General features: G+C 69.7%; 16 protein-coding genes, 1 tRNA gene, 1 pseudogene and 1 riboswitch. Of the genes and pseudogenes, 11 read left to right on the forward strand and 7 right to left on the reverse strand.

Annotation, left to right across the window (positions count from 1 at the left end; genetic code table 11):
* Positions 1-13: 13 nt before the first annotated feature.
* Entirely contained in the window at positions 14-1,297 is a 1,284-nt protein-coding gene (locus ACIOGX_RS05885) for a PTS transporter subunit EIIC (RefSeq protein WP_129769055.1), read from the reverse strand.
* 147 nt (positions 1,298-1,444) lie between these two features.
* Positions 1,445-2,728, reverse strand: a complete 1,284-nt coding sequence (locus tag ACIOGX_RS05890; RefSeq protein WP_356508652.1) for a PTS transporter subunit EIIC — start codon at positions 2,726-2,728, stop codon at positions 1,445-1,447.
* 216 nt (positions 2,729-2,944) lie between these two features.
* Here ACIOGX_RS05890 and ACIOGX_RS05895 point away from each other — a divergent pair.
* The 4 genes and pseudogenes from ACIOGX_RS05895 to rdgB form a co-directional block, all read left to right on the forward strand.
* Positions 2,945-3,187 (forward strand): annotated as a pseudogene (locus ACIOGX_RS05895) (glucose PTS transporter subunit EIIB); the annotation flags it as partial.
* An 88-nt stretch (positions 3,188-3,275) separates the two neighbouring features.
* Complete coding sequence (gene rph / locus ACIOGX_RS05900; RefSeq protein ID WP_030355077.1) at positions 3,276-4,007, forward strand: ribonuclease PH; 732 nt, start codon at positions 3,276-3,278, stop codon at positions 4,005-4,007.
* A gap of 152 nt (positions 4,008-4,159) precedes the next feature.
* Complete coding sequence (locus tag ACIOGX_RS05905; protein ID WP_356508648.1) at positions 4,160-4,555, forward strand: hypothetical protein; 396 nt, start codon at positions 4,160-4,162, stop codon at positions 4,553-4,555.
* A gap of 49 nt (positions 4,556-4,604) precedes the next feature.
* Positions 4,605-5,207, forward strand: coding sequence for an RdgB/HAM1 family non-canonical purine NTP pyrophosphatase (gene rdgB, locus ACIOGX_RS05910; protein WP_356508646.1), 603 nt, complete (start codon positions 4,605-4,607; stop codon positions 5,205-5,207).
* 47 nt (positions 5,208-5,254) lie between these two features.
* Here rdgB and ACIOGX_RS05915 read toward each other — a convergent pair.
* The 4 genes from ACIOGX_RS05915 to bcp all read right to left on the reverse strand — a co-directional run bounded on the left by ACIOGX_RS05915 (position 5,255) and on the right by bcp (position 8,667).
* A tRNA-Leu gene (locus ACIOGX_RS05915) sits at positions 5,255-5,335 on the reverse strand.
* Positions 5,336-5,400: 65 nt separating this feature from the next.
* The gene (locus ACIOGX_RS05920) at positions 5,401-6,438 is read right to left on the reverse strand and encodes an HNH endonuclease (RefSeq protein WP_401910687.1); all 1,038 of its coding nucleotides are present in this window, start codon (positions 6,436-6,438) and stop codon (positions 5,401-5,403) included.
* Positions 6,439-6,579: 141 nt separating this feature from the next.
* On the reverse strand, positions 6,580-8,076 hold the full coding sequence (gene proP / locus ACIOGX_RS05925) for a glycine betaine/L-proline transporter ProP (protein WP_356508642.1): 1,497 nt from the start codon (positions 8,074-8,076) through the stop codon (positions 6,580-6,582).
* A gap of 123 nt (positions 8,077-8,199) precedes the next feature.
* Positions 8,200-8,667, reverse strand: a complete 468-nt coding sequence (bcp, locus tag ACIOGX_RS05930) for a thioredoxin-dependent thiol peroxidase (protein ID WP_129769049.1) — start codon at positions 8,665-8,667, stop codon at positions 8,200-8,202.
* A 137-nt stretch (positions 8,668-8,804) separates the two neighbouring features.
* On the opposite strand from bcp, the gene ACIOGX_RS05935 reads away from it, so the two are divergent.
* The 3 genes from ACIOGX_RS05935 to ACIOGX_RS05945 all read left to right on the forward strand — a co-directional run bounded on the left by ACIOGX_RS05935 (position 8,805) and on the right by ACIOGX_RS05945 (position 10,029).
* Positions 8,805-9,125, forward strand: coding sequence for a DUF3618 domain-containing protein (locus tag ACIOGX_RS05935; RefSeq protein WP_356508640.1), 321 nt, complete (start codon positions 8,805-8,807; stop codon positions 9,123-9,125).
* Between the two features lie 103 nt (positions 9,126-9,228).
* The gene (locus ACIOGX_RS05940) at positions 9,229-9,531 is read left to right on the forward strand and encodes a co-chaperone GroES (protein ID WP_051746386.1); all 303 of its coding nucleotides are present in this window, start codon (positions 9,229-9,231) and stop codon (positions 9,529-9,531) included.
* A gap of 70 nt (positions 9,532-9,601) precedes the next feature.
* Positions 9,602-9,673, forward strand: a riboswitch (guanidine-III (ykkC-III) riboswitch).
* Between the two features lie 35 nt (positions 9,674-9,708).
* Positions 9,709-10,029 (forward strand): multidrug efflux SMR transporter, encoded by a 321-nt coding sequence (locus tag ACIOGX_RS05945; RefSeq protein ID WP_129769047.1) that lies wholly within the window; start codon positions 9,709-9,711, stop codon positions 10,027-10,029.
* 92 nt (positions 10,030-10,121) lie between these two features.
* Here ACIOGX_RS05945 and ACIOGX_RS05950 read toward each other — a convergent pair whose 3' ends face one another.
* Positions 10,122-12,530 (reverse strand): transglycosylase domain-containing protein, encoded by a 2,409-nt coding sequence (locus ACIOGX_RS05950; RefSeq protein ID WP_401910692.1) that lies wholly within the window; start codon positions 12,528-12,530, stop codon positions 10,122-10,124.
* A gap of 271 nt (positions 12,531-12,801) precedes the next feature.
* On the opposite strand from ACIOGX_RS05950, the gene ACIOGX_RS05955 reads away from it, so the two are divergent.
* The 4 genes from ACIOGX_RS05955 to ACIOGX_RS05970 all read left to right on the forward strand — a co-directional run bounded on the left by ACIOGX_RS05955 (position 12,802) and on the right by ACIOGX_RS05970 (position 16,574).
* Positions 12,802-13,602: an ABC-2 family transporter protein gene (locus ACIOGX_RS05955; protein ID WP_356508636.1), complete on the forward strand. Its 801-nt coding sequence runs from the start codon at positions 12,802-12,804 to the stop codon at positions 13,600-13,602.
* Positions 13,603-13,738: 136 nt separating this feature from the next.
* Positions 13,739-14,569, forward strand: a complete 831-nt coding sequence (locus ACIOGX_RS05960) for an ABC transporter permease (protein ID WP_401911977.1) — start codon at positions 13,739-13,741, stop codon at positions 14,567-14,569.
* A gap of 225 nt (positions 14,570-14,794) precedes the next feature.
* The gene (locus tag ACIOGX_RS05965; RefSeq protein ID WP_383966467.1) at positions 14,795-15,769 is read left to right on the forward strand and encodes an ATP-binding cassette domain-containing protein; all 975 of its coding nucleotides are present in this window, start codon (positions 14,795-14,797) and stop codon (positions 15,767-15,769) included.
* A gap of 31 nt (positions 15,770-15,800) precedes the next feature.
* Positions 15,801-16,574 (forward strand): DUF1707 domain-containing protein, encoded by a 774-nt coding sequence (locus ACIOGX_RS05970; RefSeq protein ID WP_356508634.1) that lies wholly within the window; start codon positions 15,801-15,803, stop codon positions 16,572-16,574.
* Positions 16,575-16,641: the final 67 nt, after the last annotated feature.

The following is a 16,641-nucleotide window of genomic DNA, read 5'->3' on the forward strand; positions in this document are numbered from 1 at the left end:
GCGTGCGGAGAGGCTACTTCGCCTCCGCCTTCTGCAACTCGGCGAGTTCCTCGTCGCTCTCGCGGCCCGGCGTCGGGATATTGAACTTGGTGATCGCGAAGCGGAAGATCACGTAGTAGAGCGCCGCGAAGCAGAGGCCGACCAGCGCCAGCCCCCATGGATTGGTCGCGATGCCCAGGTTGAGCGCGAAGTCCACCGCGCCGGCCGAGAAGCCGAAGCCGTCCTTCATGCCGAGGGCCCAGGTCAGCGCCATGGAGACACCGGTCAGCACGGCGTGCACCGCGTACAGGGCCGGGGCGATGAACATGAAGGTGAACTCGATCGGCTCCGTCACGCCCGTGACGAACGCGGTGAGCGCGAGCGACAGCATCATGCCGCCGACGACCTTGCGGCGCTCGGGCCGGGCGCAGTGGACGATCGCCAGACAGGCCGCGGGGAGGGCGAACATCATGATCGGGAAGAAGCCGGTCATGAACTGTCCGGCCGTCGGGTCGCCCGCCAGGAAGCGGTTGATGTCGCCGCTCTTGCCCTCGAACGTACCGGCCTGGAACCACGGGAACGAGTTCAGCAGGTGGTGCATGCCCACGGGGATCAGCGCGCGGTTGGCGACACCGAAGATGCCCGCGCCCACGGCGCCGGAGCCGACCAGCCACTCGCCGAGGTTGTGCAGACCCGCGCCCAGGACCGGCCAGATGTAGCCGAAGACGATGCCGATGATCAGGCCCGCGAACGCGGAGAGGATCGGTACGAGGCGACGGCCGCCGAAGAAGCCCGCCCAGTCCGGCAGCTTCGTCCGGTAGAACTTCTGGTAGAGCAGCGCGACCACGATGCCCATGACGACACCGCCGAGTACCTTCGCGTCGACGGGCGCGCTGTTCATGACTATCTTGCCGTCGACGACCGTCGCGACCTTGGGCAGGTTCGAGTCGGTGAAGGTGGCCAGCACGTTCTTGAAGACCAGGTAGCCGGTGACGGCGGCGAGCGCGGTGGAGCCGTCCGCCTTCTTGGCGAAGCCGATCGCGATGCCGACGGCGAACAGCAGCGCCATGTTGTCGAGGATGGCGTTGCCGCCCGCGGCCATGAACGAGGCGATCTTGGTGATGAACGCCGGGAACGAGTCACGGCCGAGCATGTCGGTGTTGCCGAGGCGCACCAGCAGGGCGCCGGCGGGCAGGACGGCGACGGGGAGCATCAGGCTGCGGCCGATACGCTGCATCACGGCCATCGCGCCGCTGCCCTTGCTCGTGCCCGCCGGGGGCTTCTTGTCCGCCGAGGCGGCGGCGCTGGCCGTGGACATCAACTTCCTCCAGGGGGAACACGGCACACGGCCGTGTGGTCTACACCATCAGTGGTGTAGACCAGTTGTAGCACGGTGTGATTCATATAAGGAACCTGCGAAATCTGTGGCCTGGGCCATAGTCCGCGCCGGGCCGCCGGGTCCCTTCTACGGCTGGGTGTTCTGCTTCTCGACGGCCTCTTCCAGCTCCTCGGGCTCGCGCCCCGGGGTCGGGATGTCGAACGCCCTGATCGCCACGCGGAACACCACGTAGTAGACGACCGCGAAGCAGAGGCCGATCGGAATGATCAGCCAGGGCTTGGTGTCAAGGTGCCAGTTGACCACGTAGTCGATCAAGCCGGCCGAGAAGCTGAAGCCCGCGTGCACGCCCAGCGCCCAGGTGATCGCCATCGAGGCGCCGGTCAGCAGCGCGTGAGCACCGTACAGCAGGGGCGCCGCGAACATGAAGGAGAACTCCAGCGGCTCGGTCACGCCCGTGACGAACGAGGTCAGCGCGAGGGAGGCCATCAGGCCCGTCACCCTCTTGCGGTGCTCGGGGCGCGCGCTGTGCGCGATGGCGAGCGCGGCGGCCGGCAGGCCGAACATCATGATCGGGAAGAACCCGGACATGAACTGGCCCGCCGAGGGGTCCCCGGCGAAGAACCGGGTCAGGTCGCCCATCACGACGGTCCCGTCCGGCTCGGTGTACTCACCGGCCTGGAACCAGAAGAACGTGTTCAGGAACTGGTGCAGGCCGACGGGGATGAGCAGCCGGTTGGCGACCCCGAAGATGCCCGCACCCCACGCGCCCAGATCGATCAGCTGCTTGGCGAACGCGGTCAGCGCGTCCCCGACCGGCTGCCACAGCAGCCCGAAGGCCACGCCGAGGAGGGTGCAGATGAACGCCATCAGGATCGGCACCAGACGGCGGCCGTTGAAGAAGCCCAGCCAGTCGACCAGTCTCGTGCGGTGGAACCGCTGCCAGACGACCGCCGTGAGCAGCCCGATCAGAATGCCGCCCAGCACGCCGGGGTTCTGCGGGGTGCCGTCGGGCGTCGCCTTCGTCACCGAACCGCCGACCGGGAAGGCGGCCAGCACGCCGTGGTAGACGAGGAAGCCGACGACCGCGGCGAGCGCGGTGGAGCCGTCCGCCTTCTTGGCGAAGCCGATCGCGACCCCGATGCAGAAGAGCAGCGGCAGCCCGAACGCGCCGTCCAGAACGGCGCCGCCGCCAAGACTGAGCACCTTCGCCGTCCTGTCCCAGAAGGGACCGTGCAGGTAAGCGGCGAAGAGGTTCCCGAGGCTGACCAGCAGCCCCGCCGCGGGCAGTACGGCCACCGGGAGCTGGAGGCTGCGCCCGGTCTTCTGAAGCCCCTGGAACAGCCCGTTCCACCAGCGCTTCCCCGGCCTCGCCGGCCCCCGCCGCGGCGCTGCCGTGCTGTCGGAGGTCATCGGCGCTCTCCCGTCCTTCCCGACTGGTGTAGACCAGTTGCGATAGGCTCCCGGGGGCCGGTCGCGGGCGGGGCGCCGTTGATCGTCATCATTGGGTACGTGGTGAACGCGCGCCCGTGAAGATGGTCCAACCGTGCGTTACCGTGGCGAAACGGTTCAAAAGGTCAGACGGAACAGGCCCGCGCCGGGCCGGTACAGCGCTTTTCGACAGTCAGGGAGAAAGACATGGCCACCAAGGCTGAGAAGATCGTCGCCGGGCTCGGCGGACTCGACAACATCGAAGAGGTCGAGGGCTGCATCACCCGCCTGCGCACCGAGGTCGTCAACCCGGACCTCGTCGACGAGACCGCCCTGAAGGCCGCCGGTGCCCACGGCGTCGTGAAGATGGGCACCGCGATCCAGGTCGTCATCGGCACCGACGCCGACCCCATCGCCAGCGAGATCGAAGACATGATGTGAAGCGCTGACACTCGGCGGAACCACACCACAGGGCCTGATCCGGACCACCGGAACAGGCCCTTCGCGCAGGCCCTATAGGCTCAAGCCCATGTCTCGTATCGACGGCCGAACCCCCGAACAGCTCCGTCCCGTCACCATCGAACGCGGATGGAGCAAGCACGCCGAGGGCTCCGTCCTCATCTCCTTCGGCGACACCAAGGTCTTCTGCACCGCCTCCGTCACCGAAGGCGTCCCCCGCTGGCGCAAGGGCAGCGGCGAAGGCTGGGTCACCGCCGAATACTCGATGCTGCCGCGCTCCACCAACACCCGCGGCGACCGCGAATCCGTACGCGGCAAGATCGGCGGCCGCACCCACGAGATCAGCCGCCTCATCGGCCGGTCCCTGCGCGCCGTCATCGACTACAAGGCGCTCGGCGAGAACACCATCGTCCTCGACTGCGACGTCCTCCAGGCCGACGGCGGCACCCGCACCGCCGCCATCACCGGCGCCTATGTCGCCCTCGCCGACGCCGTCGCCTGGGCGCAGGGCAAGAAGATCGTCAAGGCCGGCCGCCGCCCGCTGACCGGCACCGTCGCCGCCGTCAGCGTCGGCATCGTCGACGGCACCCCCCTCCTCGACCTCTGCTACGAGGAGGACGTCCGCGCCGAGACCGACATGAACGTCGTCTGCACCGGCGACGGCCGCTTCGTCGAGGTCCAGGGCACCGCCGAGGCCGAGCCCTTCGACCGCAAGGAACTGAACGCGCTCCTCGACCTCGCCACCGGCGGCTGCGCCGACCTCGCCGCGCTCCAGCGCACGGCGCTCGACCAGACCCTCTGAGCCGGCCCCTCTGAACCGGACCCTGAGCCGGACCCGCTGATCAGGCCCGCTGGGTAAAGAAGCAACCAAGAAGACCCCCCGGGGCGTCTCCACACGCACGGGCGCACGGACCGAACCGTGCGCCCGTCCACACCTCGGGGAGGAATCGCGCCATGTCCGCCGTGCCGACACGCCGACGCCGCATCACCCTGGCACTCGCCGCCACCGCCGTACTCGCCCTGCCCCTGACAGGCTGCGGCGCCCTCGACAAGGCCCTGGACTGCGTCAAGACCGCCGACGCCATCGCCGGCAGCGTCAACGACCTCCAGCAGGCCATCTCCAACGCCGGGGACAACCCGCTCCAGATCGACGAGACGCTCAACGACATCGACAACAAGCTCGACACCCTCGGCGACCAGACCGACAACGCGGACCTCGGCAAGGCGGTCGACGACCTGGGCAAGGGAGTCGACAACGTCCGTACGTCCGTCGAGAACGGCGACAACACCCCCGACCTCACCCCCCTCACCGACGCCGCGTCCGAGATAGGCAAGATCTGCACACCCTGACCGGGCCCCTCCCGGCCCGGTCAGGCACCCCCGTCCGATACTGGGGGGCATGACCCGCCTGATCCTCGCCACCCGGAACGCCGGGAAGCTCACCGAACTCCAGGCCATCCTCGCCGACGCAGGTCTGCCCCACGACCTCGTCGGCGCGGACGCCTACCCCGACATCCCCGACGTCAAGGAGACCGGCGTCACCTTCGCCGAGAACGCGCTCCTGAAGGCCCACGCCCTCGCCGACGCCACCGGCCTCCCCGCCGTGGCCGACGACTCCGGCCTGTGCGTCGACGTCCTCGGCGGCGCCCCCGGCATCTTCTCCGCCCGCTGGGCCGGTACCCACGGCGACGACACCGCCAACCTGAACCTGCTCCTGGCCCAGCTCTCCGACATCGCCCCACCGCACCGCGGCGCCCACTTCGCCTGCGCCGCGGCCCTGGCCCTCCCGGACGGCACGGAACGCGTGGTCGAAGGCCGCCTCCTGGGCACCCTCCGGGAATCCCCCTCCGGCACGGGCGGCTTCGGCTACGACCCGATCCTCCAGCCCTCCGGCGAAACCCGCACCTGCGCGGAGCTGTCCCCGGCCGAGAAGAACGCGATCAGCCACCGGGGCAAGGCGTTCCGCGCGCTGATCCCGGAGGTACGCGAACTCCTGGGCTGACGTCACAGAGGGGCCGCTCACCGGTGGTGAGCGGCCCCTCCGCCATGTGCGGCCGGTGGGAGTCGAACCCACATGGGCGAACCCAGAGGCACCTAAAGCCCCCGCTTATACCGTTCAGCAACGGCCGCCAGCCGCCTGCCATAGTAGCGGGCCGGTGGGCGGGGCGAGCATGTGAGTGCCGGCCGGACAGGCCCTACGCCCCGGTGCTGCCCTTCTCCCGGCGGTCGCCGCCCCGGCACCAGGTGCTGGTGATGGCATGGCAGTTGGGGCAGAGATAGCGCAGATTCCGGGCACGGTTGTCGAGCCGGTCGCCGCTGATGTGATCGATGTGGAGGGTGACCGGGCGGTTCAGCCACTCGCCGGTGTTTCCGCAGGACACACAGCGGTAGGGGACGCCGATCTCCTGAAGTGCACGGTGCAGCCGGAGCCGGTTCGTACGGGGAGACCCCTCGGGCAGGACGGCGAGCGTTTCCACGGCGACGGACTTCGGCGCGCGTGTGCGCACCGAACCCCAGCCGCGTCGCCTGAAGTGACTCGTGTCGAGGCCGAGTTGGGCGGTCTTCCGTCGCACCCGCCGATGATTCGTGTCGTTTACCGGAAGCCCGAGGGAGCGCATGACGTCGGCGTAGCTCAAAGCTCCGGGCACGGCCTCGCGCAGGGCCGCTTCCGGAATCGTCAGCCGCGCGTTGCGAAAGTGGCCGGTGTCGATCGCCCTTTCCCGGAGCAGCCGGCCCAGTGCCGCGCGCGAACGTCCGTCGTCGGGAACACCGAGTGAGCGGGCCACACCACGGACGCTGTCGGCGGAGGCCGCGGCCACCGCCAGTTCCTCCGTCGTGAACGGCAGATCGACCCGCGCGCGGTTCATACCGGGAAAGTGGCTGACGTCGATGCCCGCGGCCGCGATGCGGCGGGCGATATGAGACAGGGTGCCCGTGGCAGGCGGAGCGCCCAGTGCGGTGACGACGTCACGCAGCGTCGTGGATGTCGAGACGGCGGTGGCTATCGCCTCGTCCGAATACTTCCGCCACACGCCGCGCCGCTCGAAGTGGTCGGTCGCGAGCCCGAGGGCGGCGACTTCCCGCTGGAGGGCGCGGCGCCTGCCGCCGCTCTCCTTGAATCCCAGGCGCCGCATCAGGTCGGCCCATGTCCGTGCCTCGGCGACGGCGTCGGCAAGGCGACCCCCGTCGTATTCCCCGGTGTCAGCGGTCTGTGCGGGACACCCGTCCGCCATCTGCGTCTCTCCCCCGTCCGGCCACCTGTTCGCGGCATCGCACTGAGTAACGAAACGCGCGTCGGAGGGTCACGTACGAGAAACGGAACGGCCCGCACCGGCCTCCTGGGCAGCGGGCGCGGGCCGTGCGGGGCGAGGGCGTCAGAACTTGGGCTCGGGGGACTGCGATTCCACCAGTCGCACCGCTTCCGCCTCCGTCGCGACCGACGGTGGCGAGCCCGCCAGCGGGCGCTGGGCGGTCTCCTTCATGCAGGCCACCGCGATCACGCCCACCAGCGCCGCCGCCATCGAGTAGTACGCCGGCATCAGGTTGTTGCCGGTCAGGCTGATCAGGCCGGTGATCACCAGAGGGGTCGTGCCGCCGAAGAGGGAGGCCGAGAGGTTGTAGCCCACGGAGAGCGAGCCGTACCTGACCTCCGTCGGGAACAGCGCCGGGAGCGCGGCCGACATGGTGCCCAGGAGGCAGACCAGGGACAGCCCCAGCATCAGCACGCCCGCCGTGATCGCCAGGATGCCGCCCTGCTTGATCAGGAGGAACGAGGGCAGCGAGAGGAAGAAGAAGCCGAGCATGCCCGCCATCAGCAGCGGCTTGCGGCCGAAGCGGTCGTTGAGCTTGCCGACCTGGTTGATGATCAGCATGAGGAAGGCCATCACGGCCAGCAGGATGAGCAGCCCGTGCGTCTCGCTGTAGCCCAGCTCGTCCGAGAGATACGTCGGCATGTACGACAGCAGCATGTAGTCCGTGACGTTGTACGCGCCGACCAGCGCGATGCACAGGATCAGCGTGGGCCAGTACTGCCGGAAGATCTTGGCCAGGTCGTCCTTCGTGGTGATCTCCACCGAGTCCGCCGCCTCGGAGGCGTGCGCGGTGTCCGACTCCAGTTTCTGGAACGCGGGCGTCTCGTCGAGCCGCAGTCGCAGATACAGACCGACCAGTCCCAGCGGCCCCGCGATCAGGAACGGGACGCGCCAGCCCCATGCCTCCATGCCGTCCGGGCCGAGCGCCGCGGTCAGCGCGGTGACCAGGCCCGCCGCGCCGATGTATCCGGCGAGGGTGCCGAACTCCAGGAAGCTGCCGAAGAATCCCCGGCGCTTGTCGGGGGCGTACTCCGCGATGAACGTGGACGCGCCGCCGTACTCGCCGCCGGTGGAGAAGCCCTGGACCAGCCGGAAGAAGATCAGCAGGACCGGGGCCCAGAACCCGATCGAGGCGAACGAGGGGATCAGCCCGATGGCGAAGGTGCCGATCGCCATCATGATCATCGTCAGCGCGAGGACCTTCTTGCGGCCGAGCCTGTCACCCATCGGGCCGAAGAACATGCCGCCGAGCGGGCGTACGAGAAAGGCCACGGCGAAGGTCGCGAAGGAGGACAGCAGCTCGACCGTGGAGTTCCCCGACGGGAAGAACACATGCCCGATGGTGACGGCGAGATAGCTGTAGATGCCGAAGTCGAACCACTCCATGGCGTTGCCCAGGGAGGCCGCCTTCACCGCCCGCTTGACCGCCGCCTCGTCGGTGACGGTGATGTCGGACCGCCGCAGCTTGGGGTTCTTGCGCTGTCTGATGGTGCGGAAGAGGGCCGGGTGGCGCTTGACCGCGGCGGGGTCGGCCTGCTGCTCGTGCTCCTGGCCGGCCATGGCGTGGTCCTTTCCTCGGGTGAGTCAGTCCAAGGGAACCTTCTGCGCGGTCATGGCGATCGCAAACCGAAGTCCCACCCAAGTGGGACCTCGGTCACAGCGAATCGTCGTACGCCGGGATCCTCAGATGCCGAGGTCCTTGATGATCTTCGCCACATGGCCGGTGGCCCGCACGTTGTAGAGGGCCTGCTCGACCTTGCCGTCCTCGTCCACGATGATCGTCGAGCGGATCACGCCGGTCACGGTCTTGCCGTACATCTTCTTCTCGCCGAAGGCCCCGTATGTCTCCAGGACGGCCTTGGAGGGGTCGCCGACCAGGGTGACCTTGAGGTTCTCCTTGTCGCGGAACTTCGCGAGCTTCTCCGGCTTGTCGGGGGACACGCCGATGACGTCGTAGCCCGCGCCGGCCAGCAGGTCGAGGTTGTCCGTGAAGTCGCACGCCTGCTTGGTGCAGCCCGGGGTGAGCGCCGCCGGGTAGAAGTAGACGATGACCTTGCGGCCCTTGTGGTCGGCGAGCGATACGTCGTTGCCGTCGGCGTCGGGCAGGGTGAAGGCGGGGGCGGTGTCGCCGGGCTGGAGGCGCTCGCTCATGGTTCTCCTCGGTGGAGCGGGGTGGACGTCGTGCTGTACGCCGCCGAGCGTAATCGGGGGTGCCGCCGGGTGCGGTGACGACGGAGCTGACAGACTGTCCGCGAAGGACTACCGGACACGACGACGGAGGCAGCGCGGTGTCGGATTCCAGGACCCCGGCGCAGATCGAGGCGGACATCGTCCGCAGGCGCGGGCAGCTCGCCGAGACGCTCGACGAGATCGGCGTGCGGGTGCACCCGAAGACGATCGTCGGCGACGCCAAGGCCAGGATGGTCTCCACGGTGGATCAGACGGCCGGGCGCGCGTTCGAGACCGTGAGAGTGACGCTGACGGGCGTACGGGCGCCGTTCGTCAGGGACGACGGCGCGCCGAGGCTGGAGCGGCTGGTGCCGGTGGCGCTGGTGGCGGTCGGGCTGGTGGGACTGCTGGTGGTGTCGACGCGGCGCCGCAGGCTTTGATCCGCCCCTGTGGCGTGCGCCGGCGGCGTGGGCAGGTAGGTTCTGCGTCGTGAGCGACAACTCCCGCAGCCAACACGACCAGCACGACAAACTGCCCATCCGGATGCTCCATGACCGCGTGCTGGTCAGGACGGACATCCCGGAGGGCGAGCGGCGTTCGTCCGGCGGCATCCTCATCCCCGCGACGGCGGAGGTCGGCCGGCGGCTGGCCTGGGCCGAGGTGGTGGCCGTGGGGCAGAACGTACGGACGGTGACGCCCGGCGACCGGGTGCTGTACGACCCCGAGGACCGCGCCGAGGTCGAGGTGCGCGGGGTGGCGTACGTACTGATGCGTGAGCGTGATCTGCACGCCGTCGCCGCGGACCGTTTCGAGGGCTCCGAGGACTCCACCGGGCTCTATCTGTAGCCGTCCCCGGCAGGGGTCTCCGGCAGAGGTCTCGGGCAGGGGTCTCGGGCAAGGGCCTCCGGCAGAGGTCTTCGCCTCTTTGCTACCTTGGGGAGACCCCGACGAGACGCGCCGTACCGGGTCAAACGAAAGACGACGCACCTGTTGTCCGTGTTCTTTCGTGCCGGAGGTGCCGTCATGGCGTGGGTTCTGTTGATTGTGGCCGGTCTGCTCGAAGTCGGCTGGTCGATCGGGATGAAGTACACCGAGGGGTTCACCCGGCTGTGGCCGAGCGTCTTCACGGGCGCCGGGATCGTCGCGAGCATGCTGTTGCTGTCGCATGCGGCGAAGACGCTGCCGATCGGTACGGCGTACGGCGTGTGGGTCGGTATCGGCGCGGCCGGTGCGGCGGTGCTCGGCATGGTGGTGCTCGGTGAGCCGGCGACCGCCGCCCGGATCTTCTTCGTCTGTCTGCTGCTCGTCGCCGTGGTGGGGCTGAAGGCGACCTCGGGTCACTGACGGGTGCCGGCGGGCTCGCCGCTGTCCAGGCCGCTGCTGCCGGGCCCGCCCCTGACACCGGCGGCCGGGCCGGCCCGCCGGTGTCAGATGCGTCAGCTGTCGGGCGCGTCGGACAGGGAGGTGCGGGCGCCCTGATCGTCGTCCGCGTCTCCCTTCCCGCCCCGGCCCCCGCCGCCCGTACCGCCGGCGGCCGGCTTTCCACCGGTGCCGCTGCCACTTGTGGCCGCGCCGTCCTCGGACTGTCCGGGTGACCGGCCGGCCGGCTGTCCCGCCGGCTTCTTGCTCTCGCCGTGCTCGGAGCCTCGCGTCCGGTCGGGGGCCGGGCCATCATGCGCGCCCGCACCGGGCCGGGCGTCGACCCGCCCCGGGGCCTGGCCCTTCTCCGTGCCTTGGGGGCCCGGCCGGTGCGATCCGTTCGGCTTGCCGGGCGGGCCCGCCTGCTCCTCGTCGCTGGACGAGTCCTCGTCGGAGCTGTCCTCCAGCCGCAGATCGAACTCCCGCACTTCGGTGTTCCGGAGAGCGGCGGCCGTGAACCGGCCCCAGATCTCGGCCGGCACCCCGCCGCCGTTGACGCGATCCCAGCCGAGGGCCCCGTACAGCGGTTTCTGCGCGGCGGTCACCGGGTCGGCGCCCATGACCGCGACGACCGTCGCCAGCTCCGGCGTGTAGCCGGCGAACCAGGCCGCCTTGTCCTCCTCCGCCGTGCCGGTCTTGCCCGCGGCGGGGCGGCCCGCGGACTGGGCGGCGGTGCCGGTGCCTTCGTCGACGACGCTCTGGAGCACGGAGGTGGTGGTGTCGGCCGCCTGGCGGCTGATGACCTGTTTGATGTCGGGCTTCGGCAGGGTGACCTCCGTACCGTTCTTCGTGATCTTGTCGACCAGCGTGTACATGCCGCGCTTGCCGTGGTTCGCGAGGGTCGCGTACGCCTTCGCCATGTCCAGTACGGAGGCGGTGGCCGGGCCGAGCGCGATGGAGGGGGTCGCGGTCAGGTCGGGGGTGTGCTCGGGGAGGCCGAGGGCGACGGCGGTCTTCCTGACCGTGCCGGGGCCGACGTCCTGGGCCATCTGCGCGTAGACGGCGTTGACGGAGTAGCCGGTGGCGGTCCGCACGGAGACGGGCCCGTAGTCGGTGTCGTCCTCGTTCGCCGGGGAGTAGCCGGTGGAGCCGTCGGGGCCCTCGACCATGTGCTGGTTGTCGCCGTCGTAGACGGTGTACGGGGTGATCGGCTCGCCGTACAGGGTCTCGGAGCCGTTCTCGACGGCGGCGGCGAAGACGAACGGCTTGAAGGTGGAGCCGACCTGGTAGTCGCGGCGGGTCGCGTTGTTGACGTACTGCTTGGTGTAGTCGATGCCGCCGTACATGGCGACGACCTTGCCGGTCCGCGGGTCGATGGAGACACCGCCGACCCGGACGTTGCGGTCGGGCTTGCGGTCGGCGTCGAGCCGCGAGGTGACCTGCTTCCTGACGGTGGCGACGAAGACGTCCTGCTTCTCGCGGTCGAGCGTCGTGGTGATCCGGTAGCCGCCGGCGGCCAGGGTCTTCTCGTCGATGATCTTGTTGCTGGTGAGATGCTCCTCGACGGCCTGGACGGTATAGCCGCGCTGTCCGGCGAGCCCGCTGCTGGAGTGTCTGACCTGGCCGGGCTTCGGGAACTTCATCGCGCGGCGGTCGGCGGGGCTGAGCCAGTCCTCCTTGACCATGCCGTCGAGGACATAGTTCCAGCGGGCGAGCGCGGCCGGTTTGTTCTCGGGGTGGACGACGACGTCGAACTCGCTGGGGGCGTTGAGCAGGGAGGCCAGATAGGCGCCCTCCGCCGTGTTGATGTCCTCCACGTCCTTGCCGTAGTACGCCTGGGCCGCGGCCTGGACGCCGTACGCGTTGCGGCCGAAGTAGCTGGTGTTGAGATAGCCCCGGAGGATCTGTGCCTTGGTCGCCTCGCGGTTGAGCTTGATCGCGATGAAGAACTCCTTGGCCTTGCGGACGATCGTCTGTTCCTGGCCGAGGTAGTAGTTCTTGACGTACTGCTGGGTGATGGTGGAGCCGCCCTGGGTGCCCTTGCCGGTGAGGGTGTTCCAGGCGGCGCGGACCATGCCCTGCGGGTCGACGGCGGGCTCGTTGTAGAAGCCCCGGTCCTCGGCCGCCAGTACGGCCAGCCGCACGTGCTTGGGCACCTGCGTGAGCCTGACGTTCTCTCGGTTGACCTCGCCGTCACGGGCGAGCTGGGTGCCGTCCGCGTACAGGTAGACATTGGACTGGGCGGTGGCGGCGGCGTTGGCGGGCGGGATGCTGACGAGCTTGTAGCCCAGGACGAAGCCGCCCATGAGGACGAGCGCGAAGATCAGGAGCCCGGCGAACAGCGTGCGCCGGGTCGGGAGGGCTCTGCGCCGGCCGGTGCGGGGACGCGCGGGAGGGCCGCCCCGCTTCCCCGGCCGGCCGGGGAGGGAACGGGGGGCCGAGGGGTCCCGGGGGGCCCAGCCGTACTGCCGTGGCTCGTCGCTCATATCAGTGGTGACTCCTCGGCCGCGGCCGGCGGTTCACTTACCGGCCTCACGGTGTCGTATCAGGCGATTCGCGGTGCAATCCCAGGAAAAGCTGTGCATTTCCGGGAAACGCTGCCTACTCCTATGAAACGCGGACAGAACGAGGGAGTAACGACAGCCGGATAACCGGTCGCGGTGGCCGGTCCCGTGGGCTAGGGTCGTTCGCTTTGGTGCCAGGAGGCCGACGACGCGCTGAGGGTGTGGGGGAAATGGCATGGGGGAGGGGGCTGTAGTGCGGCTGTACGCAGTAGTGGCCGCAGGTGGGTTCCGCCGCTATGCGACGTACCGGGTGGCCACCTTCGCGGGCGTGTTCACCAACACCGTCTTCGGCTTCATCATGGCGTACACCTATACGGCCCTCTGGGACGAGCGACCGCACCTCGGTGGCTACGACCTCTCCCAGGCCGTCACCTATGTGTGGCTCGGCCAAGCGCTGTTGATGACCTGCGCCATGATGGGCGGCGGTTTCGAGGACGAACTGGTCGAGCGCATCCGCACGGGTGACATCGCCGTCGACCTCTACCGGCCGGCCGATCTCCAGCTGTGGTGGCTGGCCGGGGATCTGGGCCGGGCGGCGTTCCATCTGCTGGGGCGCGGGATCGTCCCCATGGTGCTCGGTGCGTTCGCCTTCGAACTGGCGCTGCCGGCGGATCCGCTGACCTGGCTGGCGTTCCTGTTCGCCGTGGCGCTCGGGGTGGTCGTCAGCTTCGCGATCCGCTTCCTGGTCGCGCTCTCCGCGTTCTGGCTGATGGACGGCGCGGGCGCGGCGCAGATGGCGATGCTGGCCGGGATGTTCTTCTCCGGGCTGCTGCTGCCGCTCAATCTCTTCCCGGGGGTACTGGGGGAGGTGGCGCGGGCGCTGCCCTGGTCGTCGCTGCTCCAGGTCCCGGCGGATGTCTTCCTCGGCAAGCACACCGGGTGGGACCTGGCCGGGGCGTACGCGTTCCAGGCCGGCTGGGCGCTGGCCCTGCTGGCGACGGGGCGGCTGCTCCAGAGCGTCGCGACGCGGAGGGTGGTGGTCCAGGGTGGCTGAGGAGATCGCCGCGAGCGGGACGGTGGGTGCGGGTGCGGGGGTTGGTGCGGGGGTTGGTGCGAATTCGGGGGCGGGTACGTTCGCGGAGGCGGCCGGGGGTTCGGTCGGGGGCGCGGACGCTTCCGCGGAGGCGTGGATTCCGCGGCTGTCGCGGCGGGCCGCCCTGCGGGACGGGCTCCGGGTGTACGGCCTGGTCGTGGCGATGTGGGTGCGGTCCACGATGGCGTACCGCGCGTCCTTCGTGATGACGGCGTTCGGGAACTTCGCGGCGACCGCCTTCGACTTCGTCACGATCCTGCTGATGTTCACTCACGTGGACGCGCTGGGCGGCTACTCGCTGTCCGAGGTGGCCTTCCTGTACGGGACGTCCGCCACGGCCTTCGGCCTCTCGGACCTGGTGCTGGGCTCCATGGACCGGCTGGGCCGCCGGGTGCGGGACGGCACGCTCGACACGCTGCTGCTGCGGCCCGTGCCCGTACTGGCGCAGGTGGCGGCCGACCGGTTCGCGCTGCGCCGGCTCGGCCGGGTCGCCCAGGGGCTGCTGGTACTGGGCTACGCCCTGCTGACGGTCGACATCGACTGGACGGTGACGCGGGCGCTGATGCTTCCGATGATGGTGCTGAGCGGGGCGGCGATCTTCGCGGCGGTGTTCGTGGCGGGCGGCGCGTTCCAGTTCTGGGCGCAGGACGCCTCCGAGGTGCAGAACTCGTTCACGTACGGCGGGACGACGCTGTTGCAGTACCCGCCGACGGTCTTCGCGAAGGACCTGGTGCGCGGGGTGACGTTCGTGGTGCCGCTGGCCTTCGTCAACTGGATCCCGGCGCTGTATGTCCTGGGCAGGGAGGACCCGTTGGGGCTGCCGGATCTGGCCGCGTTCCTGCCGCCGCTGGTGGCGGTGGCGTGCTGTGCGCTGGCGGGGGTGGCATGGCGGGCGGGGCTGCGGGCGTACCGGAGTACGGGGAGCTGAGCGGCCGGCGGGGAACCGGTCGGAGCGTACGGGGGGCATGTCGTGCGGGGGTGGACAGGCCGTACGGGGTCGGGGTCGGCGGGGGCCGTACCGGGGTGGGGAAGTCGTACGGGTTGTACGTGGCGTACAGAGAGAGTCGGGGCGGAGCGTTCATGAGTACGGACAGCACGGATCACACGGGTGCTACGGGTGCTACGGGTGGCACGGATCGCACGGGTGGCACTGATGGGCACTGAAGACACGGGCTTCATCGAGCTGGACGGCGTCGAGAAGGTCTTCGACGTACGCCGCAAGGCCGGTCTGCTGCGCCGCGAGAAGCATCAGGTGCGGGCGGTCGACGGCATCAGCTTCCGCGTGCCGCGCGGCGAGATGGTCGGCTACATCGGCCCGAACGGCGCCGGCAAGTCCACGACCATCAAGATGCTGACGGGCATTCTGACCCCGAGCGGCGGCCGGCTGCGGGTCGCGGGCATCGATCCGTCCCGGGAGCGTACGAGGCTGGCGCAGCGCATCGGTGTGGTCTTCGGCCAGCGGACGACGCTGTGGTGGGATCTGCCGCTGATCGACTCGTACCGGCTGATGCACCGGATGTACCGGGTGCCGGACGCGCGGTTCCGGGTGAATCTGGAGCGCTGCGTCGAACTCCTCGATCTGGCCGAACTGCTCGACGTACCCGTACGGCAGCTCTCGCTCGGCCAGCGCATGCGCGGCGACATCGCGGCGGCGCTGCTGCACGACCCGGAGGTCCTGTATCTGGACGAGCCGACGATCGGTCTCGATGTGATCTCCAAGGCCAAGGTCAGGGAGTTCCTGCGGGACCTGAACGCGGAGCGCGGTACCACCGTGCTGCTGACCACCCACGATCTGACCGATATCGAGCAGCTCTGCAAGCGGGTGATGGTCATCGACCACGGCCGGCTGCTCTATGACGGCGGGCTGGCCGGACTGCACGAAGTGGGGGAGAGCGAGCGCACGCTCGTCGTGGACCTGGAGCGCGAGCTTCCGCCGATCGAGGTGGCCGGGGCGCGGGCGGTGCGGGTGGACGGCCCGCGGCAGTGGCTGGCCTTCCCCGCCGCCGAGTCCGCGGCGCCGCTCGTCGCGCGGATCGCGGCGGAGTATCCGCTGGTGGATCTTTCGGTGCGGGAGCCGGATATCGAGGCGGTCATCGCCAAGATGTATGCCGATCGATCAGCTGTGTGACGTGAGCCGCACCGTTGACTAGTCTGCTCGCATGACGAGTGACCGGCCTGACACGCCGCCCTACCCCAGCCCCGATACGCGCGCCTCCGACGCCGAGCGGGAGCGGGTCGCGGAGCGGCTGCGCGAGGCCGTGGCCGAGGGCCGGCTCGATATGGAGGAGTTCGACGAGCGCCTGGAGGCGGCCTTCAAGGCGCGCACCCATGGCGAGTTGGCGCCGCTGGTACGGGACCTCCCCGTGCCGGGGACGACGACGGACGTGGCACTCGCACCCGGCACGTCCGTCGGCGCCCGCGGTGTGAGCGGCGCGGGTGGTGTGGACGGTGCGGGCGGCGCGGGCGGTGCCGGTGAGGTGAGCAACTGGCAGAGCCGGATCGGCGGGGAGCCGGCCACCTCGAAGGGCGCCTTCGCGTTCTGGGGCGGCTTCCGCCGCAGGGGGACATGGACGGTGGCCCGCAGGTTCACGACCGCCGTCGTCATGGGGGGCGGTGAGATCGACCTGCGCGAGGCGCGGTTCGAGGACCGCGATGTGGTGATCCGCTGCTTCACGATCATGGGCGGGGTGCATGTCACCGTACCGCCGGATCTGGATGTCGAGGTCAGGGGCTTCGGGCTGATGGGCGGCTTCGGCGAGTCGGGCGAGGGCGAGGCGAGCCCGGGGTCGCCCCGGGTGATCATCTCGGGCTTCGCGCTGATGGGCGGGGTCGGGGTGGAGCGCAAGGTGCGGGAGTCGGAGAAGCGCCGGCTCAAGGAGGAGCGCAGGCGCCAGAAGCTGGAGAAGAAGGCGGACCGCAAGGAACTGGACTGACGGTCGGGGCGACTGTCACCGCTGCGGCCCGTACTGCTGGGGCCTGTACTGCTGGGGTCTGTACCGC

The organism is Streptomyces sp. NPDC088147, assembly GCF_044741565.1.
In the GTDB taxonomy this organism is placed as follows: domain Bacteria; phylum Actinomycetota; class Actinomycetes; order Streptomycetales; family Streptomycetaceae; genus Streptomyces.